This window comes from Chlorobaculum sp. MV4-Y (assembly GCF_025244685.1).
GTDB lineage: Bacteria > Bacteroidota > Chlorobiia > Chlorobiales > Chlorobiaceae > Chlorobaculum.
Map to the genome: position 1 here is coordinate 662,134 of NZ_CP104202.1, position 26,603 is coordinate 688,736.

27 protein-coding genes, 1 tRNA gene and 1 pseudogene are annotated in these 26,603 nt (G+C 56.7%); 17 read left to right on the plus strand and 12 right to left on the minus strand.

Annotated features, from left to right (window positions below; all coding sequences use genetic code 11):
* Nucleotide 1 precedes the first annotated feature (1 nt).
* The 4 genes from NY406_RS03130 to NY406_RS03145 form a co-directional block, all read right to left on the minus strand.
* Nucleotides 2-1,423 carry a TolC family protein gene (locus NY406_RS03130; RefSeq protein ID WP_260633297.1) on the minus strand — a complete coding sequence of 474 codons (1,422 nt, stop codon included), beginning with the start codon at nucleotides 1,421-1,423 and terminating at the stop codon, nucleotides 2-4.
* A 318-nt stretch (nucleotides 1,424-1,741) separates the two neighbouring features.
* On the minus strand, nucleotides 1,742-2,317 hold the full coding sequence (locus NY406_RS03135; protein WP_260633298.1) for a tetratricopeptide repeat protein: 576 nt from the start codon (nucleotides 2,315-2,317) through the stop codon (nucleotides 1,742-1,744).
* A gap of 59 nt (nucleotides 2,318-2,376) precedes the next feature.
* Nucleotides 2,377-3,471: a D-alanine--D-alanine ligase family protein gene (locus tag NY406_RS03140; RefSeq protein WP_260633299.1), complete on the minus strand. Its 1,095-nt coding sequence runs from the start codon at nucleotides 3,469-3,471 to the stop codon at nucleotides 2,377-2,379.
* Nucleotides 3,472-3,502: 31 nt separating this feature from the next.
* A complete protein-coding gene (locus tag NY406_RS03145) occupies nucleotides 3,503-3,907 on the minus strand; it encodes a CoA-binding protein (protein WP_260633300.1) in 405 nt (134 codons plus the stop codon).
* A gap of 794 nt (nucleotides 3,908-4,701) precedes the next feature.
* Between NY406_RS03145 and NY406_RS03150 the strand changes: the two genes are divergently transcribed.
* The 9 genes from NY406_RS03150 (at nucleotide 4,702) to NY406_RS03190 (ending at nucleotide 11,338) form a co-directional block, all read left to right on the plus strand.
* Nucleotides 4,702-5,502: a biotin/lipoate A/B protein ligase family protein gene (locus tag NY406_RS03150; protein ID WP_260633301.1), complete on the plus strand. Its 801-nt coding sequence runs from the start codon at nucleotides 4,702-4,704 to the stop codon at nucleotides 5,500-5,502.
* A 12-nt stretch (nucleotides 5,503-5,514) separates the two neighbouring features.
* The gene (panB, locus tag NY406_RS03155) at nucleotides 5,515-6,351 is read left to right on the plus strand and encodes a 3-methyl-2-oxobutanoate hydroxymethyltransferase (protein WP_260633302.1); all 837 of its coding nucleotides are present in this window, start codon (nucleotides 5,515-5,517) and stop codon (nucleotides 6,349-6,351) included.
* Between the two features lie 139 nt (nucleotides 6,352-6,490).
* Nucleotides 6,491-7,291, plus strand: a complete 801-nt coding sequence (pssA, locus tag NY406_RS03160; protein WP_260633303.1) for a CDP-diacylglycerol--serine O-phosphatidyltransferase — start codon at nucleotides 6,491-6,493, stop codon at nucleotides 7,289-7,291.
* Nucleotides 7,292-7,333: 42 nt separating this feature from the next.
* Complete coding sequence (gene purS, locus NY406_RS03165) at nucleotides 7,334-7,588, plus strand: phosphoribosylformylglycinamidine synthase subunit PurS (RefSeq protein WP_260633304.1); 255 nt, start codon at nucleotides 7,334-7,336, stop codon at nucleotides 7,586-7,588.
* 15 nt (nucleotides 7,589-7,603) lie between these two features.
* A complete protein-coding gene (purQ, locus tag NY406_RS03170; protein WP_260633305.1) occupies nucleotides 7,604-8,308 on the plus strand; it encodes a phosphoribosylformylglycinamidine synthase I in 705 nt (234 codons plus the stop codon).
* A 12-nt stretch (nucleotides 8,309-8,320) separates the two neighbouring features.
* On the plus strand, nucleotides 8,321-9,628 hold the full coding sequence (locus tag NY406_RS03175; protein ID WP_260633306.1) for an MFS transporter: 1,308 nt from the start codon (nucleotides 8,321-8,323) through the stop codon (nucleotides 9,626-9,628).
* Between the two features lie 28 nt (nucleotides 9,629-9,656).
* Nucleotides 9,657-10,343, plus strand: coding sequence for a DUF1847 domain-containing protein (locus NY406_RS03180; RefSeq protein ID WP_260633307.1), 687 nt, complete (start codon nucleotides 9,657-9,659; stop codon nucleotides 10,341-10,343).
* Between the two features lie 51 nt (nucleotides 10,344-10,394).
* The gene (locus tag NY406_RS03185) at nucleotides 10,395-10,877 is read left to right on the plus strand and encodes a DUF2141 domain-containing protein (RefSeq protein ID WP_260633308.1); all 483 of its coding nucleotides are present in this window, start codon (nucleotides 10,395-10,397) and stop codon (nucleotides 10,875-10,877) included.
* A gap of 23 nt (nucleotides 10,878-10,900) precedes the next feature.
* Nucleotides 10,901-11,338, plus strand: a complete 438-nt coding sequence (locus NY406_RS03190) for an MOSC domain-containing protein (protein WP_260633309.1) — start codon at nucleotides 10,901-10,903, stop codon at nucleotides 11,336-11,338.
* 91 nt (nucleotides 11,339-11,429) lie between these two features.
* Here the strand turns inward: NY406_RS03190 and moaA are convergent, their stop codons facing one another.
* Genes moaA through moaCB form a run of 4 tightly spaced genes read right to left on the minus strand, consistent with a single transcriptional unit; the run spans nucleotide 11,430 to nucleotide 15,694 of the window.
* Nucleotides 11,430-12,401: a GTP 3',8-cyclase MoaA gene (gene moaA / locus NY406_RS03195; protein ID WP_260633310.1), complete on the minus strand. Its 972-nt coding sequence runs from the start codon at nucleotides 12,399-12,401 to the stop codon at nucleotides 11,430-11,432.
* Between the two features lie 26 nt (nucleotides 12,402-12,427).
* The gene (mobAB, locus tag NY406_RS03200; RefSeq protein WP_260633311.1) at nucleotides 12,428-13,528 is read right to left on the minus strand and encodes a bifunctional molybdenum cofactor guanylyltransferase MobA/molybdopterin-guanine dinucleotide biosynthesis adaptor protein MobB; all 1,101 of its coding nucleotides are present in this window, start codon (nucleotides 13,526-13,528) and stop codon (nucleotides 12,428-12,430) included.
* 1 nt (nucleotide 13,529) lies between these two features.
* A complete protein-coding gene (gene glp, locus NY406_RS03205; RefSeq protein ID WP_260633312.1) occupies nucleotides 13,530-14,756 on the minus strand; it encodes a gephyrin-like molybdotransferase Glp in 1,227 nt (408 codons plus the stop codon).
* Nucleotides 14,753-15,694, minus strand: coding sequence for a bifunctional molybdenum cofactor biosynthesis protein MoaC/MoaB (gene moaCB / locus NY406_RS03210; RefSeq protein WP_260633313.1), 942 nt, complete (start codon nucleotides 15,692-15,694; stop codon nucleotides 14,753-14,755). The genes glp and moaCB overlap by 4 nt, the downstream gene beginning before the upstream one ends.
* A gap of 326 nt (nucleotides 15,695-16,020) precedes the next feature.
* Here moaCB and NY406_RS03215 point away from each other — a divergent pair, with 326 nt between their 5' ends.
* The 6 genes from NY406_RS03215 (at nucleotide 16,021) to aspS (ending at nucleotide 22,283) form a co-directional block, all read left to right on the plus strand.
* Nucleotides 16,021-16,515: a ferritin-like domain-containing protein gene (locus NY406_RS03215; RefSeq protein ID WP_260633314.1), complete on the plus strand. Its 495-nt coding sequence runs from the start codon at nucleotides 16,021-16,023 to the stop codon at nucleotides 16,513-16,515.
* Nucleotides 16,516-16,558: 43 nt separating this feature from the next.
* Entirely contained in the window at nucleotides 16,559-17,059 is a 501-nt protein-coding gene (locus NY406_RS03220; RefSeq protein WP_260633315.1) for a rubrerythrin family protein, read from the plus strand.
* Between the two features lie 149 nt (nucleotides 17,060-17,208).
* Complete coding sequence (locus tag NY406_RS03225) at nucleotides 17,209-18,489, plus strand: YihY family inner membrane protein (protein WP_260633316.1); 1,281 nt, start codon at nucleotides 17,209-17,211, stop codon at nucleotides 18,487-18,489.
* Entirely contained in the window at nucleotides 18,486-19,667 is a 1,182-nt protein-coding gene (gene dnaX / locus NY406_RS03230) for a DNA polymerase III subunit gamma/tau (RefSeq protein ID WP_260633317.1), read from the plus strand. The genes NY406_RS03225 and dnaX overlap by 4 nt, the downstream gene beginning before the upstream one ends.
* A 122-nt stretch (nucleotides 19,668-19,789) precedes the next feature.
* Entirely contained in the window at nucleotides 19,790-20,326 is a 537-nt protein-coding gene (locus NY406_RS03235; RefSeq protein WP_260633318.1) for a DNA polymerase III subunit gamma/tau, read from the plus strand.
* Between the two features lie 145 nt (nucleotides 20,327-20,471).
* Nucleotides 20,472-22,283 (plus strand): aspartate--tRNA ligase, encoded by a 1,812-nt coding sequence (gene aspS, locus NY406_RS03240; protein ID WP_260633319.1) that lies wholly within the window; start codon nucleotides 20,472-20,474, stop codon nucleotides 22,281-22,283.
* A gap of 110 nt (nucleotides 22,284-22,393) precedes the next feature.
* Here the strand turns inward: aspS and zupT are convergent, their stop codons facing one another.
* On the minus strand, nucleotides 22,394-23,200 hold the full coding sequence (gene zupT / locus NY406_RS03245) for a zinc transporter ZupT (protein ID WP_260633320.1): 807 nt from the start codon (nucleotides 23,198-23,200) through the stop codon (nucleotides 22,394-22,396).
* A 406-nt stretch (nucleotides 23,201-23,606) separates the two neighbouring features.
* Here zupT and NY406_RS11275 point away from each other — a divergent pair.
* Nucleotides 23,607-23,849, plus strand: a pseudogene (locus NY406_RS11275) (hypothetical protein); the annotation flags it as partial.
* A 79-nt stretch (nucleotides 23,850-23,928) separates the two neighbouring features.
* A complete protein-coding gene (locus tag NY406_RS03250; RefSeq protein ID WP_260633321.1) occupies nucleotides 23,929-24,153 on the plus strand; it encodes a hypothetical protein in 225 nt (74 codons plus the stop codon).
* A gap of 162 nt (nucleotides 24,154-24,315) precedes the next feature.
* Here NY406_RS03250 and NY406_RS03255 read toward each other — a convergent pair whose 3' ends face one another.
* The 3 genes from NY406_RS03255 to NY406_RS03265 all read right to left on the minus strand — a co-directional run bounded on the left by NY406_RS03255 (nucleotide 24,316) and on the right by NY406_RS03265 (nucleotide 26,556).
* Nucleotides 24,316-25,722: a B12-binding domain-containing radical SAM protein gene (locus NY406_RS03255; RefSeq protein ID WP_260633322.1), complete on the minus strand. Its 1,407-nt coding sequence runs from the start codon at nucleotides 25,720-25,722 to the stop codon at nucleotides 24,316-24,318.
* Between the two features lie 250 nt (nucleotides 25,723-25,972).
* Nucleotides 25,973-26,422 carry a hotdog fold thioesterase gene (locus NY406_RS03260; RefSeq protein ID WP_260633323.1) on the minus strand — a complete coding sequence of 150 codons (450 nt, stop codon included), beginning with the start codon at nucleotides 26,420-26,422 and terminating at the stop codon, nucleotides 25,973-25,975.
* Nucleotides 26,423-26,483: 61 nt separating this feature from the next.
* Nucleotides 26,484-26,556 (minus strand) — tRNA-Gly (locus NY406_RS03265).
* Nucleotides 26,557-26,603: the final 47 nt, after the last annotated feature.

Consider the following 26,603-nt stretch of genomic DNA (forward strand, 5'->3'; position numbering starts at 1 on the left):
ATCAGTGAGATGATGCGTTGCTGACCTCTTCGATGCCAATGCCGCTGGTGTAATCGAGCAGCGCCTTTTGCAGCGCGAGGTTGTAAAGCGCCTGGGTCAGTGTTGAGCGGGCGTTGAAGAGCGCCGCCCTTGCCGAGCTGAGCTCGACGAAGTTCGAGGCGCCGAGATCGTACTTGCGCGTGATGCCCTGAGCCGCCGATTCCGACGCCTTCAGGCTCTCCCGCGCCGACTCGATTCGCGTGAAGGCCGCCCGGTAATCACCGGCAACCTGCTTCAGGTCGATCTCGATGCCGTCCTTCAGCTCTTCGTAATCGAGCTGACTGTTCCGGCTGGCGACCTTGGCCAACTCGACATTGTAGCGTGTCATGAATCCGTCGAAGATTGTCCACGCAAGGTTGAGCGAAATGGCGTGGTCGATGCCGTTTTCGAGTTGCTTGCTGACTGGAGGATAGGCGTAGTCGATGGTATTGCCCAGCATGGTTGTCTTGTAAGAGTCTATGGCGCCGCTGCTCATGGTGAAGGCGAGGTCAAGCCGGGGGAGCCGCGCGCCTGCGGCCTGCCGGACATTCTGCCGCGCCGCATCGCGTTCGAAGTCCTGCGCCCGGAGGTCGGCCCTCTGCCGGAGGCTCGATGCCGAAAGCGCCTCGATGTCTAGCTCGGGCGAGAGTTTGGCGATTACGGCGGTGTCCACCGGTTCGAGCGCAATCTCTTCAGCCGGATCGATGCGCAGGCGCCGGACGAGTTCGAGCTTGCTGCGGCGGAGCTGGTTTTCAGCGTTGATGACGGCGAGGTTGCCGTTGCTCGCTTCCGCCTGCTGCTGGTAGAGGTCGGTGATCGATTTGAGGCCGATGTTGAACTGGTGGTTGGTCAGGGTCAGCAAATCCTTCGACGTCTTGAGGTTTTCCCGCGCGATATCGAGCAGTTCCTTGTCGAGCAGCACCTGATAGTAGTGTTGCGTCACGTCGTAGGCGATGGTCTCTTTTGCGCGCTGAAGGGTGAAACCGGCGGCCTTTTTGCGGTCGAGCGCCGCCTGCAGGGCCGCGTAGTCGCTCAGGCCGTTGAAGAGATTGAGCGATGCCGTCAGGCTGATATCGACGGTTGAGCTCCGGGATGTCATGTTGATCGCCGTGTCCGATCCGCCGCCGTACAGCGGGGAGTAGGATGTGTACGATCGGCTGACCGAACGGGGTACATAGCTGGCCGAGGAGGTAACTTTCGGCAGGAAGTTGCCGTAGCTTCTCAGCAGGTCCACCCCTTCGAGGTGCAGATTGTTTTCAGCTTTTTTAACGGAGGAGGCGTTGTTGAGTGCGATCGTGATGCACTCGTGCAGCGAAAGGGTTTTTGTCGGCTGATTCTCTGCGTGGATGGTCAGTACTGGCAGGAAAAAAAGGATGAGGAGGGTGAAAACGCTTTTGTTCATCATCGGTGGTATGCCGGTTCGTCGTGTCGATTGCGGTATGTTGCTGTGGAATATACGCAACGAGCTGGCAATACAGATAGTTCACCGAAATAGAAGCGGGGAATGCCTGATGGAGATGAATTTTTGATCTCGCTGTTGATTGATTTCATTTTCCCGGAATCGGAATCGGAATCGGAATCAGGAAACAGGAAACAGGAAACATTGTAGGGGCAACCCTTGCGGTTGCCCCCTTATGTGCGATAGTCTCAGGTAATCCCAAAAGGGCAGCCGCGAGGGCTGCCCCTACAGATTATTCTTTTATCCGGCAATTTCGATCCGCCTTCACAGCTTTTCAAGAACCCGGTCGATGGACTGCCGGTAGCAATCCGCTTTTGACGGATTGAGCTGGATGAGCGAGGTGTAGACCCGGATGGCCTTTTTGTATGCGCCCTGATTGATAAAGAGGTTGGCCAGCGACTCGGTCGGTACGGCAATCGATGCGTCGTCGGGGAATGGCTGCTTCTGTTCGGCAATCGGTGTCGGCTCGAAGCATTCGGTGGCACGTGGTGGAGTGAATCCGGCGAGCGCTTTCGAGAGCTCCTCGAACTCCACGGCGACCTCGTCGATGGCCGGTGTCCGCGCCGGTTCAGGTGCTTGCGACTGGAGCGTCTTGACCTCGATCAGCTCCCGCCAGGCGACCTGGTTTGCCGGTGCAATGCGGCAGCAGTGGCTGAGATGTTCGATGGCCTCTTCATATCTTTTCAGCCCTCGCGTTGCCCGCGCGAAGAGCAGATGAAAGATGTATGATTCCGGCAGCCAGCGTCCCATGCTGCTCAGCTTGTCGAGAGCTGGCTGGAACGCACCGCACTTGATGTCCAGCGAGACATCGGCAAATATGAGGTGCGGGTCACTGGTCATACCGGCTTTTCAGTCAGGTTGGTTTGGGAGAAATCGGAAGAGGCGCCGATTCTGTAAGCTCAGATTTTATGAGTTATTGCCCGCTTTTCCAAAGCCAAAAGCAGCAGTTTTTCCACCAGTTCGGCGAACCCGATACCGGAGGCGGCCATCATCATCGGATACATGCTGATGTCGGTAAAGCCGGGTATTGTGTTGATTTCGTTCAGGATGACGCGGTTCGTGCCGTTTTCGACAAAAAAATCGACTCTCGACATTCCCTCGCATCCGAGCGCCTTGAAGACGGTCAGCGCGGCTTTCCTGACTTCGTTGGCGACTCCCTCTGGCAGATCGGCGGGTATGACAATCTTTGCTTCGTTTTTGATGTACTTGTCCTCGTAGCTGTAGAAGTCGCTGCCTGGAATGATTTCACCGGGCTCGGAGGCCAGCGGTTCGCGGTTGCCGAGCACGGCCACCTCGATTTCACGTCCCGATATGGCGGCTTCGACGAGCACCTTGCTGTCGAGGCTGCAGGCGGTTTCCAGCGCAGCGGCAAGCTCCTCAGCGTTGCGCACCTTCGAGATGCCGACCGACGAACCGAGGCTCGCTGGCTTGACGAAGAGCGGCCAGCCGAAGCGCTTCGTGATCTCCACGACGATGCCGAGCGGATGGGCGGCATAATCACAGCTTGTGACCGTCATGAAGTCCGCAACCGCGACCCCCGCGTCCACTGCGCAGAGCTTGGTCAGCGCCTTGTCCATCGCTAGCGCCGAAGCCGTCAGGCCGCAGCCGGTATAGGGAATGCCGAAGGTGTCGAGGCATCCCTGAAGCTTGCCGTCCTCGCCGTACGAGCCGTGCAGCGCGATGAAGGCCACGTCGGTTTGTTCGAGGAACGATCCGAAATCGAAGCGCTCTTCGGATGCCGTCGCCGTCAGTTCATCGAGCCGTTTTCCTGCAGACTCCGGCGAGCCGCTTCGCAGCAGAGCGGCGATGTCGGTGTCGAGCACCTGCTGCGAGTACGGGCTGGCGTGCCACTTGCCGTCGCGGTCGATGTAGAGCGGCGAAAGTTCGTACCGGTTCGGGTCGATCTGCGCCGCAATGGAGCGGGCGGAGATGATCGAAATTTCGTGTTCGGCGGACTTGCCCCCAAAAATCAGGGCGACGGTGTGTTTGGACATAGCGATAATACTGAGTGTGAACGGATGACGGTCAGGAGACAAAGTGCATGTGCTCGACGCTGAGGCAGCGGTTCTGCACGACGTCGAGTCCGGCGTTTCTGGCTTTTTCGGCTGCGGCTTCGTTGGTGATGCCGAGCTGCATCCAGACCACCTTTGCGCCAATGGCGATCGCTTCATCGACGACCGGCGGCACATCCTGCGGCTTGCGGAAAATATCGACAATCTCGATCAGTTCGCGCTTTTCCGCCGGAATCGCCGAAAGCGAAGGCCAGCATTCGAGGCCGAGCACAGTGCTTATTGACGGATTGACCGGGTAGATGGCGTAGCCCGCGTGGATCATGTACCGCGCGACGGCATTGCTCGCCCGTTCCGGCTTGTCTGAAATGCCGACGACGGCGATGTGTCGGTATTTTTTTAGGATTGATGCGATGTCCATCGTTGACCGGGTGACGCGTTGAGGCCAGGCTGGTGACCGAGAGACGTACCTGACAAAACTACCAGAAAATACCGGTATTGGCTCAGACTCACAACGGGTTGGGGGAAAAAACAAAAGCCGAGGCCAGCAACAGCCTCGGCATAGCAAAATTTGCTTTTCGAAACGTGGGTCATTAGATTTGTAGCCTAATGACCACAATCAATGCTACCAGCGTTGCAAGAAGCAAAATGATGTTCATCATGGTTTCTTTTTTGCGGTTATTGTTTAATAGAGCGGTAGAAAGAGCGTCACCTCTTTCTGCCGCTTTTATTTTACTTGAAAAAGAGTAGAAAAACCAAGTCAGGCGTTGAATATAAAAAAGTGATTAAGAGTTTTTTTTGAATGAAGTTATTTATAGATATGCTTTTAGATGATTATCTCTCTGGTGGGTGAGAATGTCGGCCAAGATGCCAAAGATGCTGGCGATTAAGCGGTAAGGTCACCTTCCATAGACCAATATCGAATGCCCATTTTTTTCTATGTTAATTGCTGACATGGATTTTGTCATCATCGAGCTACGGCTTCCAGTTCCAAGCCGATACCCAAAAACAGTTCTCTTTGCTGATGGTTTGTCGAGGCATGCTATATACGGATAGTCTCGAATACTGTTGAGGATGATGCGTTTTATTTAATCTTTTACTAATTAACTATCGTCTATTGGTAGCGCTAATTCCCAGTTATTTTTTCTCACCCGCGCCTGTTATTTTTGGCCATAAAGTATTTTCCCCGCCAGTTTACGTTATCCTGAAGGCCTCATGAAACCTCTTTTCTCCTCTGTTTACTGCGTCGATACCGGAGCCGGTTCCGGTCAGTTTAACATGGATTTCGATGTCCGACTCATGCGGGCGTTTGCTGATGGGGCGTTTCAGCGGGTGTTTGGCGAGGGGAGTTGCCTGTGGCGGTTCTATGCGTGGTCGCCTTTGGCGGTGTCGCTTGGCAAGAACCAGAATTCGGCCGAGATTGACCGGGAGCGGTGCCGCGCTGATGGCGTCGATGTTGTCGTGAGACCAACCGGCGGGCGGGCGGTGTTTCATGCTGACGAGCTGACCTATTCGTTTTTCGTGGCTACTTCGCTGCCAAATGAATTAATCTACCAGATGGTGCATGAAACTATCGCACGGGCACTAGCCGGGGTAGGCGTCGATGCGGAGTTCTGCCGGACGCAACCCGACTTCCGGGTGAGGTATGCCACGGCGGAGTCGGTCTCCTGCTTCACCGCATCGGCACGCTACGAGTTGCAGGTCGGCGGGCGTAAAATCGTCGGATCAGCGCAGCGTCGCCAGGGAAATGTGCTTCTTCAGCATGGTTCTTTGCCGCTTTCCGCGCGTCATCGGCAGATTTCTCGTTATCTTGCGGGTGCGCCCCGCGAACTTGTCGAGGTGGTCGATGCCGACATGGGGCGCAAAACCGCGTCGCTCGATGAGTTCACCGACGCGGGCTACGCCGATCTGGTGCCATTGCTCATCGCTGAAGCCGGGAAGTTTGCCGGACCGGGCGCAAAAATATTGACTTCGGGCGAGATCGAACGCCTCGAAGGTTTTCAACAATCACTTTAATCGACGACCATCATGAACCAGCCCTCCGGCGGCAACAAGCTGCCCCACGTCACGACCCGCAGGATGCTCGATATGAAGCAGCGCGGCGAGAAGATCGCCATGCTGACCGCCTACGACTACACGATGGCGCGGATTCTCGATCGCTCGGGGGTTGACGCGATCCTTGTCGGCGATTCGGCGAGCAACGTCTTCGCCGGGCACAATACTACGCTGCCGATGACCGTTGACGAGATGATTTATCACGCCAAAGCAGTAGTGCGCGGTGTACACGCCGAGACGCGCCGGGCGATGGTGGTGGTCGATATGCCCTTCATGAGCTACCAGCTTTCGTCTGAGGACGCGGTGCGCAACGCCGGTAAAATCATGAAAGAGCACGAGTGTGACGCGGTCAAGATGGAGGGGGGCAAGGTGATCGCCGAAGCGGTCAAACGCATCACCGACATTGGCATTCCGGTGATGGGTCACCTCGGTCTGATGCCGCAATCGATTTACAAATATGGTAGCTACAAGGTTCGCGCGATGGAGGATGAGGAGGCCCGCCAGCTCATCGAGGATGCGAAGATTATCGAAGAGGCCGGAGCGTTCGCCATCGTGCTCGAAAAGATTCCGTCAAAACTTGCCGGTGAGGTGAGCCGCTCGCTGACGATTCCGACTATCGGCATCGGTGCCGGCCCGGAGTGCGATGGCCAGGTACTCGTGATCAACGACATGCTCGGCCTCAGCACAGAGTTTCGTCCGCGCTTCGTTCGCCGCTACGCCGACCTCTCATCGGTGATCGAACAGGCCGTCAAAAGCTACGTCGAGGATGTGCGCAGCAACAGCTTTCCCTCGGAGGACGAGAGTTACTGACGGGGGTTCTTGTTTACAGATTGCAAGATTGCATGAATCGATTATTTTTTATGACGATCTTCGTAATCGGACGCCGGATTTTTAACAAACAGCGACAGGTTTGGCAGGCAATGGCGATGTAGCCGGATGAATAATTTTTATGGGAACAGAAGAAAGAAAAGCTCGACAGAAACGCTATCCACCGGTTTTACAGGATGGCGGTGAGCGGCCCCAGCGGCGTTTTCCCTACGTTTCGCGCTCATTCGTACCTTCGGCTTTCACGGTCATGAACATGGTTTCTGGCTATGTTTCCATCGTCATGGCAGGTGAGGGCAGCTTTATCATCGCAGGCTGGCTCATCTTTCTTGCGGCCTTTTTCGACACCATCGACGGCTTCGTGGCGAGACTTACCAACAGCTCCTCTGAATTTGGTGTGGAGCTCGATTCACTTTCCGACCTCGTTTCTTTCGGAGCTGCGCCCGCATTTCTCGTCTACAAGTTCGGCCTTGAGCATCTTGGAATGCCCTGGGGGTTGCTGCTCAGCTCGCTCCTGATGGTTGGCAGCGGATTGCGGCTGGCGCGATTCAACATCAATCTGATCGATTACCACAAGGACTCTTTTTCCGGCCTTCCGACACCGGCGCAGGCGATGACCGTTGCTTCATTTGTTCTGTGGATGAGCGTTGAGCCGTTGTTTGCAGAATTCGCTCTTCAGAAGGTTCTGGTGGTTCTGACTGTCTTGCTTGCCATTCTCATGGTCAGCAAGGTCAACTACGATGCCTTGCCCAAACCGACCCTCGAATCGTTCCGACGCCATCCCGTGCAGATGAGCCTGTACGTCGTCGCGATTTTCTGTGTGCTTGTCTTTCAGGCCAAGGCTTTTTTTGTGGCCATGTTATTGTATATTCTGCTCGGAATCGTCAGGTCGCTGACCCGTACCGTTCGGCAGTGGCAGCTCTGACAGGAATTTCCGGCCTCCTCAACTTGCAACGTAACCATTGCTATGGCATTCAAGGCTAAGATCAAGGTGACCCTTCGTCCTTCAATTCTCGACGTTCAGGGTAAAGCCGCGCAGCATGCGCTTGAAAATCTCGGGTATTCGAGTGTCGAATCGGTCAGGATCGGCAAATACATGGAGGTGATCATCGGTGAAGAGTTTCGCGCCGAAGCCGAGCAAGTCTGCACCGAAATCTGTCAGAAGCTCCTGTCCAATCCCATTATGGAGGACTTCAGCTTCGAACTGGTACCCGTCAACTAAATTTCTCACGCTCCTATGGCTGATGTTACCGTTGGAATCGTGGTTTTCCCTGGTTCAAACTGCGATTACGACACCGAATATGCCGTTGCTTCGTTTCCCGGCGTCAAGCCGGTGATGCTCTGGCACAACGACCACGACCTTAAGGGATGTGACGCCGTCATTCTCCCCGGCGGTTTCTCCTATGGAGACTATCTGCGCTGCGGTTCCATCGCCCGGTTCTCGCCAATCATGCGCGAGGTGATCGATTTTGCAGGTAAGGGGCGTCCGGTGCTCGGCATCTGTAACGGCTTCCAGGTGCTGGTTGAGAGCGGCCTGCTCGAAGGCGCACTGATCCGCAACGCCGGACGGAAGTTCGTCTCACGACAGGCCACCATTTGTGTTGCCAACAACACGACGATCTTCACCAGCCGCTACGAAAAAGGCGATGTGCTGCGCCTGCCGGTGGCACATGGCGAGGGCAACTACTATGCTTCGCCCGAAACCATCGAGAGCCTCGAATCGAACGGCCAGGTGGTGTTCCGCTATACCGACGCCGAGGGCAATGCCACGGAGGAGGCCAACTTCAACGGCTCGATGAACAACATTGCGGGTATCGTCAACAAGCAGGGCAACGTGCTTGGCCTGATGCCGCATCCCGAGCGCGCCAGTGAAAAGCTGCTCGGCTCGGAAGATGGCCGGAAGCTGTTCGAATCGCTTTTCGCACATCTTGCCGGAGCGTAAACCGGCCTGCCGATGGGCATGAACAACACATCGCAGAAGGCCCGGATTTTCTCATGGCTGCTGTTCGATTTCGCGAACACATCGTTCAGCGTCATGATGGTGACATTCGCCTTTCCGCTCTACTTCAAGAACATAATCTGCGAGGGAGAACCCAAGGGTGACGCACTCTGGGGTATGAGCGTCAGCATCTCGATGCTGCTCGTGGCGCTCATCTCGCCGGTGCTCGGCGCGCAGGCGGACTACTCGGGCCGCCGCAAGCGTTTTCTCTTTGCCTTCACGCTGATATCGGTGCTTGCTACGGCGCTGCTCTCTTTTTCCGAGCCGGGCATGGTGCTGTTCGCGGCGGCGCTTTTCATTCTTGCCAACATCGGCTTCGAGGGCGGTCTTGTGTTCTACGATGCGTGGCTTTCGGAGATCACCTCGCCGCGAAGCATCGGCAGGGTCTCAGGCTACGGTTTCGCGATGGGCTACCTTGGTGCGTTCGCTATCCTCCTGATCAATCTGCCGCTGCTCTCGAAGGGCATCGTGCCTGCAAACATTCCCAATCTGAAGCTCAGCTTCCTGATTGTTGCTCTCTTCTTCGCTGTTTTCTCTGCGCCCATTTTTCTGATGCTCCGCGACACCAGGGGTTCGTCGGATTCGTCATCCAACGGAGCGCAGCGGCGGGAACGCGGCTCGTCATTCGTGCACTCGATCAAAGAGGTCGGCTATGCGATTCGGCACATCATGAGCTATCCCGATCTCGCGCGGTTCCTGCTCGCCTACTTTTTCTACAACGACGCGATCCTGACCGTCATCGCCTTTTCCTCGATCTACGCGCAGAATACCCTTGGTTTTACGACGGGCGAGCTGATCACCTTTTTTATGACCGTACAGACCACGGCCATACTCGGCTCGGTGGTGTTCGGTTTTGTCACCGACAAGATCGGCCCGAAGCGCACCATCGTTATCACGCTCTTCATCTGGTTCGCGGTGATTCTGCTGGCGATTCTCTCCGGAAGCAAGGAGAGCTTTTTCATGACCGGCCTGCTTGCCGGCATGTCGATGGGGTCGTCGCAGGCGGCCTCGCGCTCGCTGATGGCGCGGCTGACGCCGAAGGAGCACGTCACGGAATTTTTCGGCTTCTACGACGGTAGTTTCGGAAAGGCTTCGGCGATCATCGGCCCTCTGGTGTTCGGTTTCGTTTCCGCCGAAGCCGGGAGCCAGAAGGTCGCTCTCGCCTCGCTGCTTGTCTTCTTCGGCCTCGGTCTGCTGATTCTCACTGGCGTGAGAACGCGAGCCACCGCCGAAGCCGCACCGGAAGTCTCACGTATCGAGTGAGGACGGCGGCGTCCCAACCATTTTGAAAATGACCATTATGAAGGATGAACCGAAACCGGATAATGCCGGTAAGGAACGCGGCTGCGTGGATTGCCATACGATGAGCTGCTACCGGATGGAGAAGCGTCTGCCGGACGCCTGTCTCTCGGAAGCGATCGGCAAGGAGCTGCTCGACGAGTGTCTCGACCTCTACCGCGGCGACGGCATCGACGCGAAAGTTGCCAGAGCCGCCGCCGAAGTCGAGGGGCTTTACTATGGAAAGCTGACCCGCGCCGAGGAGATCATCGCCTTCTCCCGGCGGATCGGCGCGAAAAGGATCGGCCTTGCCACCTGCGTCGGGCTTGCCGGAGAGGCGCGCATGTTTGCGAAGATTCTTGAAGCGAACGGGTTCGAGCCGTTCTCGGCGCTCTGCAAGGCGGGTGCGGCTGACAAAAGCGAAATCGGCATCGAGGAGGAGCTGAAGATCACGCCCGGCAGCCACGAATCGCTCTGCAATCCGGTGCTGCAAGCCCGAGTGATGAATGAAAAACCGACAGACCTCAACGTCGTCATCGGTCTCTGCGTCGGCCACGACAGCCTCTTCACGAAGCACTCCGCCGCCCCGGCCACGACGCTCATCGTCAAGGATCGAGTGCTCGGTCACAACCCTGCAGCCGCGCTCTATACCACCGGCTCGTACTACAAGCGCTTGCTGGACTCCAGCTGCGAGTTGTGAGCTGAGCTGCAAGTCTGTGAAGTTCCAAAGAACCTTTTGACAGAACTTGTTATGAAGAGATCATTATGGTTGTTCATTGTGGCGTTGCTTGCGATGCAACTTCCGGCAGTGTCGCAAATCGCCAATGCCGCTGAGCCGGAAGTGGCCGAAATTCCGGCAGGTTCCGGCTCGATCACGATCAGGATTACCGGGTTGCGCAGCAGCGATGGGAATCTTTCCCTGGCCTTGTTCAATGCGAAAAAGGGATTTCCCGGCAAATATGAAAGGGCGGTTAGGAAAGCACAGATTTCGGTGGCAGGTTCGCAGCATGTGGTGGTTTTTGACGATGTTCCGTACGGTACCTATGCAGTCGCGGTTCAGCACGACGAGAACGCCAACGGCAAGCTCGACGCCAATTTCCTCGGTATGCCGAAAGAGGGGGTTGGGACGTCGAACAATCCCAAGTCGAAATTCGGTCCGCCCTCGTTTGACGATGCCTCTTTTGTACTCGACAAGAAAGCGATGGAACTGACCATCAATCTTCGCTATCTCTGAATATTCCAGCAATCAAGTGACCCATGGGCGTTCTCGAAGCAATTTGTGTCAGTGTTGAAAAAGGAACGGTAAAGTTGCCGGTTCCGTCGGCGAAACTCCGGGAAAGCTGGGGGATCGAGGGGGATGCTCATGCGGGCGACTGGCACCGGCAGATTTCGCTGCTGGCGGGCGAGAGTATCGACCTGGTGCGCGAAAAGATGCCAGAACTCGATTATGGAATGTTCGGCGAGAACCTTGTAACGCGGGGTATTGATCTTGCCAGACTTGTCATCGGCGACCGCTTGCTGGTTGGCGAACAGGTTGTGCTTGAAGTAACCCAGGTCGGCAAGGAGTGCCACAACGGTGGCTGCCCGATCCAGCAGGCCACTGGAGACTGTATCATGCCGCGCGAAGGCATTTTCTGTAAAGTGCTTGCTGGTGGCAAGTTAGCACCCGGAAGCGCTATTGTAAAGTTTGTTTAATGTGTTTTATGTGCGTTGTTGGTATAAAATGTATTAGCTGTATTGGTTTTATGGATTTTGGGCCTGAAATTATTCATTCATAATTCGCTCTTCACCCTCCAATCCTTGACATGCTTGATGCAGCGGTGTCGTGGCTGCTTTTCAGGCCGTCTTTTGGTTTTTGCTGCACGGCTTCGATGATCCACTTTTTTATCTCCTCTTCATTCATTTTCCCTTTCAGTACCGGCGCGAGGTCGATGCTTTCGTGGTGGTAGAGGCAGCTGATCAGTCTGGCGTCGGCGGTGATTCTGAGCTTCGAGCAGCTGCTGCAGAAGTTGCGGGAGAATGCGGGGATGATCGCTATCGATCCGCGGTGGTCGGGCAGGCGGAAACTGTAGTGCTCGGTCGAGTGCCCGGTGACGGCTTTGAGTTCCGGGTATGCGCCAACGAGCTGCTTGCGGATCATCTCTGCTCCCATGAACCTGCCGGTGCGCCAGATTTGCTGGTCGTCGAAAGGTTGCAGCTCCATGAAGCGAACGGTCACGTCGTGTTCGCGTGTCAGTTCGACGAAGGCCGGTATTTCGTCGCTGTTGATGCCTCGGAGCAGGAGGGTGTTGAGTTTGATGGCAAGACCAGGCGTTGTGATCAGCCGGTCAAGCGCTTGGCTGACTTGTTCAAAGCGGTCGCGCCGCGTGATCGAGATGAACTTTTCTCGGTCGAGGGTGTCGAGGCTGAGGTTGACGCCGTCCAGCCCGGCTTCGACGAGCGCGTCGAGCTGCCGGTCGAGCAGCACGCCGTTAGTGGTGATTTTGACGGTCTCAATGCCGGGCGCCGATTTGGCGAGCTTCACCAGCTCCGTGATGCCGGGATGCAGCAGTGGTTCGCCGCCGGTGAAGCGGATTTTCCTGACGCCCATTCCGGCCAGAACGCGGATGAGTCGCCAGGCTTCGTTCATATCGAGTTGTTGGGTCTTTTGCGGCGCGCCAGCTTCATCCCGGAGGCAGTAGGCGCAGCGCAGGTTGCAGGCGCTGGTGACGGCGATGCGCGCGTAGTCGATGACGCGTCCGAACCGGTCGGTTAGCATTGGCTGTCGCTCGTTTGGCTCGTGCTTCATTCGCCGCCCCTTCCGATTGCCCGCAGTGCTTCATCCATCGCCGCCGGGTCGTTCACGTTGCAGAGCTTCGACGTATCGTCCAGCTCGATCAGTTCAACTCGCGAGTGCATGAGGAACGAGCGAAGCGAGTCGTTGCCTGCAGCGTGACTTTCGAGCAGCCGCCTGCGCGATTTCGGCTCGTAGATCGTGAAGAGTGGCTCTGGACAGCCTTTGTCGCCAGCGAAAGCCGTGGCGAAGCGGTAGGGATTTCGCGTCGCCTGGAGCGCCGCGATCACCGCTTCGTCGATGAAGGGCAGGTCACACGCAGCCACGAGCCATGCGGCGCCGGGAGCTTGGCGCTGCGCCGAGAGCAAGCCGCCGAGCGGCCCCAAATCGAGGTAGCTGTCCGCAATTGCGGGAAGTCCGGCCTCCGCATAGCTGCCGAGCTGCTCGCTCCGGCACGAGACGAAAACCTCGTTGCAGACGCTGCCAAGCAGCGTCGCCATATGTTCGAGCTGGCTCGCTCCGTGGTAGCGGAGCTGGGCCTTGTCGCGCCCCATGCGCGAGCTGCGCCCGCCCGCGAGCACGAGGCCATTCAGCGGAAGGCTTTTGGCTGTCCGGCTGAAAAACTCGGCAATGAAATCGCTGATTCCCGTCACGTCGTCGCGTTGGAAGAGCGACAGGCTGAAGCGTTCGAGTCCGTTGCTGTTTCCGTCGTGTACGAGCGCGAGCACCTGCGGAATTGCGCCCGTTTCGAGCAGCGGGAGCATCTTGCGCCGCTCGTCGATCAGGAGCAGCTTCGGCACGGGCAGCTCCTTGAGCCCTTCGATGAAAAGCAGATCAGCGTCGAGCGTCGATCCGGCGATGTCGAGTCGTCCCGTTCCTTGCGAAATGAGCACCTCTTTTTCGCGGTCAGCGATCAGTACCGGCACCGCGCCCGCCTTCCGGAAGCGGTCAGAGTCCTTGCCTTCGCGGTCGATTTCGAAGCGGTGGCAGCCGTGCTTCACTGCGGCGACCTCGAATCCATAAGCGCTAAAGTGGCGGATCAGCTTTTCGACGAGCGTCGTCTTACCGGAGCCAGAGAGGCCGCAGAGGGCAATTTCAAACGGATGGAACATCTCAGAATTCGTTCGTCCACGGAAGCGGCGTGCAAGTGACCGGAGATCCGGGCGGGAGCGGTTCGGCGGCTGGTGGCGCTTCGACCACGCAGTTTGCGCCCGAGAGCGCCGTCAGCATGTGCGACTCGGTCTGCGCCGAGAGCTGGCAGCGAAGCGCGCTCGATTCGGCGCGGAGCTTCCCAAAGAGGAATCGGTGGCGCTTGCGATCCACCGGGAACGGCTCGTCGAGCGTCGCCGTGAACTTCCGCGCTGGCGTCGCGCCCTGCATCCGGGCGAGCGCGGGGAGGCCGTATTCGAGCAGGCAGACGAGCGCCGAGACCGGGTTGCCCGGCAGGGCGAAGACGAGCTTGTCCGAAGCGGTCGCGCCGAAGTAAACCGGCTTGCCCGGTTTCTGCGCCACCTTCCAGAACTTCTGCTCCACGCCGAGGGCTTCGAGTGCTTCGTACATGTAGTCGAACTCGCCGGTCGAGATGCCGCCTGCGGTGAGGATCATCTCCGACTCTTCGATGGCCGACGCGAGCGCCTCGCGAATCGCTTGCCGGTCGTCCGGCAACTGGCGCGTCTGCGTGACCTGCGCCCCGGCAGCTTCGACGCACGCTTTGAGCAGTGGCAGGTTGCTGTTGTAGATGGCGAGCGGCTCGATCTTTTCGCCGGGCATCCGCAGTTCGTCGCCGACGGTGATGATCGATACTCGCGGTTGCCGCCGCACCAGCGCCGAGGCGATGCCAAAGGTGGCGAAGAGGCCGATCTCGGCGGGTGTGATGCGGGTTCCGGCGGCGGCGAGCAATGCGCCGGGCTGAATTTCCTCGCCCGCGTGGCGGATGTTCGCGCCCTTTTTCGGCGCTTTGTAAAATTCGACGGTCTCACTGCCGAAGCCGCTGGTCTCTTCGAACGGCACGACGGTGTCGGCTCCCTCTGGCACGGGCGCACCAGTCATGATTCTCGCGCAGCTTCCGGGTGCGAGTGGCATCGTCGAAAGCACTCCGGCGGCCAGCTCCTGCGACACCGGCAGCTTGACCGGCGCGGCTTTCGAGGCTCCGGCGATTTCGCCGAATCGCACGGCGAAGCCATCCATTGCGGCGTTGGTGAAGCGCGGCATCGCGAATCCAGCGCGAACATCCTCGGCAAGCACGCGCCCCCGAAGCTGGAGGAGCGGGGCGGAGACCGTGGCATCGATCAGGCGTGTCGTTTCGGCGATAATTTCGTGAGCTTCGTGAACGCTGGTCATGCGTGGCCCTCCCCCTTGAGCATCGGGAATGCGTGGAAAAGGCCCGGCACGAGCGCTTCGAGCGCGTCCTTTGCCGCGCCTGCGCTGCCCGGCAGACAGACGACCACCGTGCTGCCGATCACGCCGACGGCGAGGCGCGAGAGCATCGCGGTTCGCGTCTTGCCCTGCCCCCACCGGAACAGCTCCTGCTCCACGCCGGGCAGGCGGCGGGTGAATTTCGGAGCGAGCGCTTCGATGGTCTGGTCGCGCGGCCCAAGTCCCGTGCCGCCGGAGGTGACGACGAGTTCGACGCCGCTCTCGATCCACGCTTCGACCGTCGTGACGATCTCCGCCGGTTCATCCGGCACAATCGTGAGCGCCTCGACCGCGCATCCAGCTTTTTCGAGACCTTCGCGCAAAATCGCGCCGGAACGGTCAGTCGCCGAGCCAGCAGCGATGGAGTCCGACATGACGAGAATCGCCGTGCGAGGCTGGTACTCCATCTTGAACGACGACTTGCCGCCGGTTTTGCGGTCGAGCCGGATGCTGCTGATTTCCATCGTTTTATCTACCGCCTTGCACATGTCGTAAATGGTCAGCGCCGCGACCGACACGGCGGTCAGTGCCTCCATCTCCACACCAGTCGATTCCCGCGTGATGACGGTTGCCGCAATACCGATCGAGTCGTCGCCGATCTCGAATTCTATGTCGATCCACGAGAGGTTGAGCTGGTGGCAGAGCGGAATGAGCGCCGAGGCCTGTTTGGCCGCCTGGATGCCCGCGATTTTCGCCGTCGCTAGCACGTTGCCCTTTGGCAGCTCCTCCCGGCGGAGCAGCGCGATGGTTTCCGGCAACATGACAATGCGCCCGGAAGCTCGCGCTTCACGGCGCGTCGGCGGTTTTGCGGAAACGTCCGCCATGCGGACCATACCGCTGTCGTCGAGGTGAGTGAATTCCATGTGACAATCTGTTGACTCGACTGGAACGCCTTGCCAATCAGTCGGTCAGGCTCCGAGAATTGAAAAAGCAGCGCGGAGAAAGCAAGTATCGATCTGATCTCCACTTCAGAATATAGGCAATCTTCTCTCTTAATTCATCGCTTTCGCATGAGGAGAGGTGTTTCTCTGATGACGGCTGATCGTTCATTTTGGTGCTTTACTGGTAAATGCTTGGAACTCATTCAAAAAATTAGGAGTATTATGAGTAATCAAAATCCCTGCCGCTTCGAGTCGCGGGGATCGGGACTACAAACCAGTAACCCCATTCAATCAAAATCAATATCGCCATGGGAACCAGAGGACGTGAAATTGTAGGCGATTCCATCGATCGCGTACTCGAATTGCTGAACAAGGCCTTTGCAGACGAGTGGCTTGCCTATTACCAGTACTGGATCGGCTCCAAGATCGTGGAGGGACCAATGAAGGATGCCGTGATTGCCGAGCTGTTGCAGCACGCTGCCGACGAACTGCGTCATGCCGACATGGTGAGCATGCGCATTATCCAGCTTGGCGGCACGCCGCTTACCAGCCCGAAGCAGTGGTTCGAGTGGACCAACTGCGGTTACGCCGAACCGACCGACAAGTTCGTCGAGATGATCCTTGAACAGAACATCTCCGGTGAACGGTGCGCCATCACCACCTACAACAGCATCATTCAGGAGATCGGCATGAAAGACCCGGTCACCTACAACCTGGCCGTGCAGATTCTTCAGGACGAGGTCGAGCACGAAGAGGATCTCCAATCCTTGCTCGAAGACCTCGGAGTCTTCCTGCGGAAATGATTTTCAATTTGCCATTCATAACTCATAATTCATCATTCATTTTATGCCGACGACACACGAAAATCTCAAAAACGCCTTTGCTGGTGAAAGCCAGGCGTTCATGAAGTACACCACCTTCGCCGAGAAAGCCGAGAAAGAGGGCTTCAAGAACGTGGCCAAATTGTTCCGCACAACCGCTCAGGCCGAGCGCATCCACGCGCAGGGCCACCTTGCCGCGGACGACACCATCGGCTCGACCGCCGATAATCTCGAAGTTGCCATCGGCGGCGAGACCTACGAGCACAACGAAATGTATCCGCCGATGTACGAGCAGGCCGTAGCCGAAGGGCACAAAGCCAAGCGCATGTTCGGTTTCGCCGTGGAGGCCGAAAAGGTGCATGCTGCATTGTATCGCAAAGCACTCGAAGCGGTCAAGGCAGGACAGGACCTGGCTGAAACTGAAATCTGGCTCTGCCCGGTCTGTGGCCACATCGAACTCGGCGCACCGCCAGAGCACTGCCCGATCTGCAACGTAAAAGCTTCAGTTTACATCCAGGTAGCCTGAGCATTTGCTTTCAAACAGTCATGTTTTCGCCCTCCGGCCTCAAACCGGGGGCTTTTTTTGTTGCTGCCGTTCTCTACTTTGAAATAATGTCTCCCGGCGTGACCCGAAAACAGTGCATGGCGCAGGCTTTTGAACCGTAACAGGCAGGTATGTCGGATACGAAGAAGAATTCACCGGTTTCGTCGCTGCTGCAGCATGAGCGGTTGCGGGTGCCGGGCATGTACCTGTCGTTCATGGCGCGGCACTTCGTTCACGACCGAATTCTCATGAGCGCCGGTTCACTTGCGTTTCAGACCCTGCTTTCGCTTGTGCCGCTCATGGCGGTGACGTTGTCGATCCTGAAGGTTTTTCCGGTTTTTGCTTCGCTCAAACAGTACATTGGCGATTTTCTGTTCCAGAATTTCGCTCCCGCCAAGGGATTGATCCTGAAAGGCTATCTCTGGGAGTTCATCGATAAAACCTCTTCGCTTTCCACTGTTGGCGGTCTTTTTCTCATCGTCATTGTTCTGTTTCTGATTTCGACCATCGATCAGACGCTCAATGATATCTGGGAGGTGCAAACCCCGCGCCGGAGGTTGCAGGGGTTCACGCTCTACTGGACGGTGCTGACGCTCGGCCCGGTTTTTATCGGCACCAGCGTTCTTGCCAGCTCGTACGTCTGGTATTCGGTGTTTGCCGAGGGGGCGCTGCTTGAAATGAAAACGAGAGTGCTTTCGTATGTGCCGTTGTTCAACTCGGCCATCGCTTTTTTTCTGCTTTACATGCTTGTGCCGAACCGCAAGGTTCGCTTTACCCACGCCCTGGCCGGCGGCGTGCTTGCCGCCGTGCTTTTCGAGCTTGCCAAGAGGTGGTTCACCTTTTACGTTTCGAGTTTCGCCACCTTCGAGCATATTTACGGCGCGCTTTCGGTCGTTCCGATGCTCTTTTTCTGGATATACCTCGAATGGGTGGTGGTTCTGACTGGCGCGGAGTTTGTCTTTTCGCTCGGCTACTTCAGGCCGGCGGTGTGCCCCGCACGGGAGTTCGATCCCTTGCAGGGATTGCCAGAGGTTGTCGCCGTCTTGCGTTCAGTGTGGCGTGCACAGCTATCCGGAAGCTTTATGACTGGTAAAAAACTTCTGGCATCGGAAATTATTGGCGACCGTAGTAAATTGGGTTTTGCCGTCGATTTTCTGAAGCAGAACGGGATTCTGCACCAGACCGCCGATGGAGGACTTGCCATCAGTGCAGATATTCACACCGTTTCCTTGTATGACCTCTACGCCAAGCTTCCGGGGGCGCTTTTCAATGGAGATGGGTGCGCGGAGGGAGGGCAGCAGGTGAGTTGCGAATTCGAGCCGCTCCGTACAGAAGTCCGCGAGGCACTCAGGAGCGTGATGCAGACGCCGCTGATTGCGCTGGTGAACGATTCAATGGAAAAGGATTCATGAGTTATCAGGTTATAGCACGAAAGTACAGGCCTTCACGGTTTGCCGACATTACCGCGCAGGAGCATATTACCGGCACGATTCAGAACTCACTGCGGATGGGACGAGTCGGCCATGGCTACATCTTTTCGGGACTTCGGGGCGTGGGCAAGACCACGGCGGCTCGCGTGTTTGCCAAGGCGGTCAACTGCCAGCGGATGATCGACGATCCGCAGTATCTCAAGGAGGTGACCGAGCCGTGCGGCGTGTGCGAGAGCTGCCGCGACTTCGATGCCGGGGCGAGCCTGAACATCTCCGAGTTTGACGCTGCCTCTAACAACAGCGTTGACGATATCCGCCTGCTTCGCGAGAATGTGCGTTACGGCCCGCAGAAAGGACGCTATCGAGTCTACATCATCGACGAGGTGCACATGCTCTCGACGGCGGCATTCAACGCGTTTCTCAAGACGCTTGAAGAGCCGCCGCCGCACGCGATCTTCATCTTCGCCACCACCGAGCTGCACAAGATTCCAGCCACCATCGCCTCGCGCTGCCAGCGTTTCAACTTCAAGCGCATTCCGCTCGACCGCATTCAGGGCCAGCTCCAGCAGATCTGCGACGCCGAGGGCATCACCGCTGATGCTGACGCGCTCCAGCTCATTGCGCGCAAGGCGCAGGGCTCGATGCGTGATGCTCAGAGCATTCTTGACCAGGTGATCGCCTTTGCCATAGACAGCGAGGGGGAGCGCGCCATTCGCTACGAAAAGGTCTCAGAGCTGTTGAGCTACATCGACGACGAACACTTTTTCATGGTGACCGACGCCATCGCCAATGCCGATGCCGCTGCAATGCTCGACGTGGCGGGCATGGTCAACCGCAACGGCTACGACGAGCAGGATTTTCTGGAAAAGCTGATCGAGCATTTCCGGAACTTTCTCATCATCCACAATCTCCGGTCGAGCAAGCTGATCGAGCGTCCGGAGCCGGTCAAGGAGCGCTACCAGCGCGACGCCTTGCGGCTGACGCCGTCGGCGATCATGGCGATGACCGATTTCCTCATGCAGACTCAGCGCGAGCTGAAGTTCTACGCCGAGCACCAGTTCCGCTTCGAGCTGGCGCTGCTCAAGTTGATCGAGCTTGGACGGGGAACTTCGCAGATGGCAACCGCTCCGGCGGACGAAAAAAAAAGCCTGAGCCTTTAGCTCCCGCCTCGTCGTCCGCTGCCGCATCGAAGCCCGAACCGCCCGCCCGGCGCTCGAAAGCCGCGTCCGCCGCGGTTCCGTCTGCATTGCCGCCGGTTCCAGAACAGCCGCCGCCCGCCGCCATGAAGCGCTCCACCAGTCGCGCCGAAACGAAATCGGCCCCCGCCATCGACCTCGGCTCCTGGAAGCAGGCATTCTCCAAATTTGGCAGCAACGCCGACCAGCATCTGCCAGCAAGAAACCGGTTGCGCGTTGAGGAGAACGTTGCAGGGACGGACAGTGGTGCGCCGGTCGCGGTGCTCGAACAGTTGCGCATGGAGTGGGGGCGCTTCCTCGAACACCTCTCGGCCAAAGGATTGCAGGTTCTGGTATCGCATCTTCACTCATCCGAGCTGATGTCGTGCAGCCCTTCTGGCGTAGTGGCGCTTCGGTGCTGCCGGAAGTTTTCGTTCGAAGAGCTTCAGCATGATTCCGCTCTCCTCGAAAGCGAGATGGCCGATTTTTACAAGCTGCCGCTGAAACTCGCCGTACGCTACGACGCCGAGCGCGACGCTTGCACGCGCGAGAAGAGCATCTTCACCATGTTTCAGGAACTTGCGGAAAGCAACGAGGTCGTGCGTTTCCTGATCACCGAGTTCGGCGGTGAGCTGGTTTACTGAGCGTAAGGGGGTTTTACAATTCGTCAGAAAATCCTGATATTCAGGGTCGTCTTTACTAACGTCGCGATTCGGCTTTGGCCGGTGTCATGGCATTTTTTCACTACAAGTCCCCAGGGGCTTTCAAAACGGGTTATACACGATTTATATGAGCAAGGAGCCAACAACGGCCACGGGTTTGCAGAACAGATTCAGAACACACTATTGCGGCCAGTTGAACCGCAAGTCGGAGGGGGAGTCGGTCAGGCTCGGCGGCTGGGTGCATCGCATCCGCGACCACGGCGGTCTTATTTTCATCGATCTGCGCGACCACACCGGCATCTGCCAGCTCGTGGTGCTGCCTGAAAACGAAAGCCAGTTCAAACTTGCCGAAACGCTGCACTCTGAATCGGTGATCTCCGCCGAGGGCAAGGTGGTGCTCCGCTCCGATGCCACCGTCAACCCGCGTCTCGCTTCGGGCGCCATTGAGGTGGTTGTCAGCACGATCCAGATCGAGAGCAACGCCAATCCGCTTCCCTTCCCGGTGGCCGACGACATGCCGACCTCCGAGGAGATGCGCCTCAAGTTCCGCTTTCTCGACCTTCGCCGCGAAAAGCTGCACGAGAACATCATCTTCCGCAGCAAGCTCACCGCCGCCGTCCGGAAATACCTCACCGATCTCGACTTCATCGAAATCCAGACGCCGATTCTCACCTCCAGTTCGCCCGAAGGCGCACGCGACTTTCTCGTACCGAGCCGCCTGCATCCCGGCAAGTTCTATGCGCTGCCGCAGGCACCGCAGCAGTTCAAGCAGCTTCTGATGGTTGCCGGATTTCCGCGCTACTTCCAGATCGCGCCGTGCTTCCGCGACGAGGATGCTCGCGCCGATCGTAGCCCCGGCGAGTTCTACCAGATCGATATCGAGATGTCCTTCGTCGAGCAGGACGACCTGTTTGTCATTCTTGAAGGTATGTTCAAGCACCTGGTCGAGAACATGTCGCAGAAGCGCATTACGCAGTTTCCCTTCCCGCGCATCAGCTACAAGGATGTGATGAACCGCTACGGTTCGGACAAGCCCGACCTGCGTATTCCGTTGGAGATTCAGGACGTGACCGAACTGTTCGTCAACTCCGGCTTCAAGGTGTTCGCATCAAACACTGCCGAAGGCTCCTGCATCAAGGCGATGGTGCTGAAAGGCATGGGTGGCGAGTCGCGCCTCTTTTATGACAAGGCTGAAAAGCGTGCCCGCGAGCTGGGTTCGGCAGGCTTGGCCTACATCCAGTTCAGGGAAGAGGGGCCGAAAGGGCCGGTGGTGAAGTTCCTGTCCGAAGCCGAGATGAACGCGCTGAAGAAGCGCCTCGGCATTGTGACCGGTGACGTAGTATTTTTCGGCGCGGGCAAGTGGGAGAAGACCTGCAAGATCATGGGCGGCATGAGAAATTACTTCGCCGACATTTTCCCGCTCGACAGAGATGAGCTGTCCTTCTGCTGGATTGTCGATTTCCCGATGTACGAGTACAACGAGGAGGCCAAAAAGATCGACTTTTCGCACAACCCCTTCTCGATGCCGCAGGGCGAGATGGAGGCGCTCGAAAGCAAGTTCCCACTCGACATTCTGGCCTATCAGTACGACATCGTCTGCAACGGTATCGAGCTTTCGAGCGGCGCAATCAGGAACCATCGCCCCGACATTATGTACAAAGCCTTCGAGATTGCCGGATACTCGAAAGAAGAGGTTGACGCCCGCTTCGGCCACATGATCGAAGCCTTCAAGCACGGCGCTCCACCGCACGGAGGCATTGCCCCCGGCCTCGACCGTTTGGTGATGATTCTGCGCGACGAGCAGAACATCCGCGAAGTCATTGCCTTCCCGATGAACCAGTCCGCCCAGGACCTCATGATGGCTGCTCCGTCGGAAGTGACCGCCCAGCAGCTAAAAGAGTTGCACATTCGGGTGGAGATGCCGGAAGAGGAGAAGTAACGTCAGGATGATCTGAAATATTGGTTGTAAATGAAAACTTCCACAAGACACACGGTTTTGTGGAAGTTTTTTGTTCTGGAAACATTTTCTTCTTCGAAGTAAGAGCCTATTTACAAAAACAGCAGCAAGCTCACCGCCATGACCAGCATTCCGCCGACAAGGCCGCCGATGGCGAGGTGGTGTTCGCCGTACTCTTCGGCGGTGGGGAGGAGCTCGTCGAGGGAGATGTAAACCATGATTCCTGCGACGCTGGCGAAGACCAGACCGAAGGTGAAGTGGGTGAAGAGGGTGCGCAGGAGGAAAAAGCCGGTAATGGCTCCGACCGGTTCGGCGAGGCCTGAGAGAAATGAGAGTATGAAGGCTTTTTTCCGGCTTTTGGTGGCGAAGTAGATCGGCGCGGAGACAGCCAGCCCCTCCGGAATGTTGTGAATCGCAATGGCGACCGCGATGCTGATGCCGAGAGCCGGGTTCGACAGACCGCTCATGAAGGTTGCCAGCCCTTCGGGAAAATTGTGAATACCGATAGCCAGCGCAGAGAACAAGCCCATTCTCAGCAACTTGGCTTTGTCTTTTTCCGAGGACTCCTCGATGATTTTTTCGGTGTTCATCTCGTGCGGGTTTTCGTAGGCTGGCACCAGATTGTCGATAAGCGCAATCACAAAAATGCCGGCAAAGAATGCCACAACCGTCCAGATATATCCCGTTTTGGCTCCCAGCTCAATCGATAGGGCATCCCTTGCCTTGACGAAGATTTCGATCATCGAAACATAGAGCATCACTCCGGCGGAAAATCCGAGAGAGATGGTCAGCATTTTGGGGTTCACCTGCTTCGACAGAAAACCGATGATGCTGCCGATGCCAGTTGCCAGACCGGCCAGCAGGGTGAGTGAGAATGCAAAAAGGATGCTGTCTGACATGGGTTTCCGTAAAATTGATCTGTCTCAACAATAATTTCAGAAATAACTTACCATTAATCCGGAATGCGGTCAAGCCGTTCAGGTAAGCGGCGTATCGGTTGTTAAGGAATCATGACCGGCAGGATGCAGGTCATGGGTGTTTGAATGGGCAACACACTGTTGATAGTACTTGGTTTTCAATTGTTTTGCAGGCTGTTCTCTGGCAAAAGCAGGGAGGTTTGGTGTACTCTTGACACTCGGATAAAAATTGTACGGAGGAACTAAAATCCCGGAGGTCAAGGTTCTAAAAATTTTATCATCGTCCACCATAAGCTAATTACAGCTTGTAAGGCCTGTACTGTATATCCCTCTTTTCCAACACCCTGCTTTTTGTTTGTACGAAAGAAAAGCTACAACTGGAGACCTGATGAAAAAACATGTATTACTGGCAACGCTTGCATCCGGGTTACTCTTTCTCAATCCCTCTGGTCAAGCTCTTGCAGATGTTGACTTGAACGTCAACATAGGCGGTCCTGGCTTTGTCGTCGGTTATAACCCGGACTTTTTTTATGTGCCGAATCTTGGCTACTCCATCTCGTATGGAGGGCCATACGATATCATCAGATATGGGGGATTTTACTACATCTATTATAACGGATACTGGTATCGTTCAAGCCATTATCGTCACGGCCGTTGGGTAATTGTTGACTATCGCAGGCTTCCCTACAGAATCAGAAGATATCGCTGGGATGACATCCGAAGGTACAGGGATTTCCATTACCGACGCATTCATCCGGATCGTTTCAGAGATCGTCACGATCGGGACTGGAGAGACCGACGGGATGACCGCTGGGATCACCGTGATGACCGTCGAGATGATTGCAGAGATGGTGACAGGAGATTCTAAACGTTCAGGACTGTGGGCGCCGGTTATGTTTTTCATAACCGGTTTCCGCGGTGTTCTTATTCGCTGATTGAGTCTGTCAATGGGTGCGAGCGCTTTCGACTTCGTAGAATGATGCTCGCAAACCCCCTTTAATGAAAATGGGACACAGAAAAAAATCCCACAAGACCGTTGCGTCCTGTGGGATTTTCTGTTTCTGCGTATTCTGTGAGCGATCAGCCCTCTCAGTAACTCAGAGGTAAATTTCCGGCGTGAGCTTGCGGGTGAAGCGGTTCATGAGGAAGTTGACGAACCAGACCCAGTTCAGTGGCTTGCCCTGCATGCGTTTCATGATGGCGCTGCCTTTATAGACTTCACGCTGGAGCTTGATGAAGTTTTCGAGCAGCTTTTCGCCGCCGAGCTTTTTTGGCTCGAACATGTAGTGGTAGGTGTCGTACTTGTCCCAGTCGAAGTGGCGTACCCGATCCTTCATCTCTTCGAAATAGGGGGTGCCGGGGAAGGGCGTCAGCAGAGAGAAGACCGGGAACTCGATGCGGTTCTTCATGATGAAGTCGTAGGTCGCCTGGAAGCTCTTTTCGCTGTCGTCGTCGAAGCCGAAAATAAAGTAGCCCTGGATGGCGATCTTGTGCTTGTGCAGGTTGCTGACGACATCCTCGTAGTTCTGGAGGCGGTTCGACCCCTTGTTCATGCTTTTGAGAATGTCGGGATTGAGCGACTCGAATCCGATACTCATGAGGTCGCAGCCTGAGCGTCCGGCGATTTCGGCCACCTCTGGCTTGTGCAGGAAGTTCATCGAGATGTTGGCGTTCCAGCGCACGCCGAGTTTGGCCATGCCTTCGAGCAGTTCGGTGAAGTATTTCGGCCTGAAGCTGATGTTGTCGTCCATGAACGAAAAGCGTACGAGCTGCTTGCCGAGCCGATCCTGATGGGCGCGCATTTCGTCGAGCACCAGCTCCATTTCCCGGTAGCGGAAGCTCTTGCCATACACGGTGGGCGTGGTGCAGAAGCTGCATCCGACCGGGCACCCTTTGGTGGCGAGAATCGGAATGAGCTTGCTGTATTTTTTCGCGTGCGGCGAGTTGAGTGCGAAGCTGAAGTCGGGCGGCGTCATGGCGGTCATTGGCTTCAGCTCGCTGGCTTTGTACACGCTCTTCATTTTGCCCCGGAAAATATCGGTAGCGAGTTCCTCCCAGACCGACTCGATCTCTCCATAAATGACGCTGGTGCAGTGCGATGTGGCTTCGTCAATCAGCATGGTCGGGTGCACGCCGCCAAGCAGCGCGATCTTTCCCTGCGCCTTGGCCCGGTCGGCGATGCTGTAGGCGTTCTTTGCGTTGAGTGTACGCGAGGTGATGGCCACGACATCGTAGCCCGAGAAGTCTTGCGGTATGATGTCGCCAGTTCTCTCGTCGAGGAAGGTGACGTCGAAATACTTGCTAGCCAGCGTGGCGACCATGATCAGGTTCAGCGGCATACTCACCGTGCCGGAATCGACCATCATACTGGTCTGGCTCCTGGGCTGGACGAGCAGCCATTTTTTTCTACTCTTCTGTTCTGCCGCGAGCTTTTCGAGAGATGGCGCAGCGCCATTCGTGAGGAACGAGGTTGATTCGGCTGTCTGAAGATCGTCTGCCAGCATGCCTTTCGAGGATAAGTGGTAAGGACTACAGAATGAACTTATAAAGTATGAAAATTTCCCTAAAAACCCTGTAAAGGCCTTTAAAAACAGGGGGACATTCAGTGCGGGTTATCTCTGGGGCGAAAGTGCTGCGATCGGATTCGCGAATGAAAAGGTATTACGTGGATTGCCACGTTACTCTGCTTCGCGCAATGAGAAGAGATGGAATGAGTTACACCTTTTTGTTGCTATCGCAATCGCTATTGATTTCTCAGTCGCGTTTTTCCAGTACGGCGACCGTGAAGCGGCTGACGCAGACCAGGCGGCCTTTATCGTCGCGGATTTTGATGTCCCAGACCTGCGAGGTGCGACCGAGGTGGAGTGGCGTGGCGGTGGCGTGCACGGAGCTTTCGCCCTGGCGCACGGTGCGGAGGTGGTTGGCATTGATCTCCTGACCGACGATGAACTGCTTCTCGCGATCCACGCAGTAGGAAGCGGCAATGCTGCCGATTGTTTCAGCGAGTGCGAGCGACGCGCCGCCGTGCAGGATGCCGATGCGCTGGATGGTACGGTGATCGACGGGCATTGAAGCCGTCATGGAGTCCGGGCCGACAGCGGTGATTTCGATGCCAAGATGGCGGGCCATCTGGCCTTCGATGATCTGAGACGCATTGACTTCTTCGGGCGTGACCGGAACGGTAAAAATCGAATCCTTTGTCATGGGAAGCAATGGTTGGTCTGGAGAGGTACGGTCGAATCGGAGATTTCCGGAGCTGCCAGAGAGCGGGTGACGAGATTCGAACTCGCGACATTTTGCTTGGGAAGCAAACACTCTACCAACTGAGTTACACCCGCTTGTCCGAAACATCCCGCTTGCCGGTTAGACAAGCGGGTGCTTGTTG

Bases quoted from the DNA above. Each gene is read 5' to 3' on its own strand.
- NY406_RS03130 (WP_260633297.1), bottom strand. From the start codon at position 1,423: ATGATGAACAAAAGCGTTTTCACCCTCCTCATCCTTTTTTTCCTGCCA.
- NY406_RS03135 (WP_260633298.1), bottom strand. From the start codon at position 2,317: ATGACCAGTGACCCGCACCTCATATTTGCCGATGTCTCGCTGGACATC.
- NY406_RS03140 (WP_260633299.1), bottom strand. From the start codon at position 3,471: ATGTCCAAACACACCGTCGCCCTGATTTTTGGGGGCAAGTCCGCCGAA.
- NY406_RS03145 (WP_260633300.1), bottom strand. From the start codon at position 3,907: ATGGACATCGCATCAATCCTAAAAAAATACCGACACATCGCCGTCGTC.
- NY406_RS03150 (WP_260633301.1), top strand. From the start codon at position 4,702: ATGAAACCTCTTTTCTCCTCTGTTTACTGCGTCGATACCGGAGCCGGT.
- panB (WP_260633302.1), top strand. From the start codon at position 5,515: ATGAACCAGCCCTCCGGCGGCAACAAGCTGCCCCACGTCACGACCCGC.
- pssA (WP_260633303.1), top strand. From the start codon at position 6,491: ATGGGAACAGAAGAAAGAAAAGCTCGACAGAAACGCTATCCACCGGTT.
- purS (WP_260633304.1), top strand. From the start codon at position 7,334: ATGGCATTCAAGGCTAAGATCAAGGTGACCCTTCGTCCTTCAATTCTC.
- purQ (WP_260633305.1), top strand. From the start codon at position 7,604: ATGGCTGATGTTACCGTTGGAATCGTGGTTTTCCCTGGTTCAAACTGC.
- NY406_RS03175 (WP_260633306.1), top strand. From the start codon at position 8,321: ATGGGCATGAACAACACATCGCAGAAGGCCCGGATTTTCTCATGGCTG.
- NY406_RS03180 (WP_260633307.1), top strand. From the start codon at position 9,657: ATGACCATTATGAAGGATGAACCGAAACCGGATAATGCCGGTAAGGAA.
- NY406_RS03185 (WP_260633308.1), top strand. From the start codon at position 10,395: ATGAAGAGATCATTATGGTTGTTCATTGTGGCGTTGCTTGCGATGCAA.
- NY406_RS03190 (WP_260633309.1), top strand. From the start codon at position 10,901: ATGGGCGTTCTCGAAGCAATTTGTGTCAGTGTTGAAAAAGGAACGGTA.
- moaA (WP_260633310.1), bottom strand. From the start codon at position 12,401: ATGCTAACCGACCGGTTCGGACGCGTCATCGACTACGCGCGCATCGCC.
- mobAB (WP_260633311.1), bottom strand. From the start codon at position 13,528: ATGTTCCATCCGTTTGAAATTGCCCTCTGCGGCCTCTCTGGCTCCGGT.
- glp (WP_260633312.1), bottom strand. From the start codon at position 14,756: ATGACCAGCGTTCACGAAGCTCACGAAATTATCGCCGAAACGACACGC.
- moaCB (WP_260633313.1), bottom strand. From the start codon at position 15,694: ATGGAATTCACTCACCTCGACGACAGCGGTATGGTCCGCATGGCGGAC.
- NY406_RS03215 (WP_260633314.1), top strand. From the start codon at position 16,021: ATGGGAACCAGAGGACGTGAAATTGTAGGCGATTCCATCGATCGCGTA.
- NY406_RS03220 (WP_260633315.1), top strand. From the start codon at position 16,559: ATGCCGACGACACACGAAAATCTCAAAAACGCCTTTGCTGGTGAAAGC.
- NY406_RS03225 (WP_260633316.1), top strand. From the start codon at position 17,209: ATGTCGGATACGAAGAAGAATTCACCGGTTTCGTCGCTGCTGCAGCAT.
- dnaX (WP_260633317.1), top strand. From the start codon at position 18,486: ATGAGTTATCAGGTTATAGCACGAAAGTACAGGCCTTCACGGTTTGCC.
- NY406_RS03235 (WP_260633318.1), top strand. From the start codon at position 19,790: ATGAAGCGCTCCACCAGTCGCGCCGAAACGAAATCGGCCCCCGCCATC.
- aspS (WP_260633319.1), top strand. From the start codon at position 20,472: ATGAGCAAGGAGCCAACAACGGCCACGGGTTTGCAGAACAGATTCAGA.
- zupT (WP_260633320.1), bottom strand. From the start codon at position 23,200: ATGTCAGACAGCATCCTTTTTGCATTCTCACTCACCCTGCTGGCCGGT.
- NY406_RS03250 (WP_260633321.1), top strand. From the start codon at position 23,929: ATGACATCCGAAGGTACAGGGATTTCCATTACCGACGCATTCATCCGG.
- NY406_RS03255 (WP_260633322.1), bottom strand. From the start codon at position 25,722: ATGCTGGCAGACGATCTTCAGACAGCCGAATCAACCTCGTTCCTCACG.
- NY406_RS03260 (WP_260633323.1), bottom strand. From the start codon at position 26,422: ATGACAAAGGATTCGATTTTTACCGTTCCGGTCACGCCCGAAGAAGTC.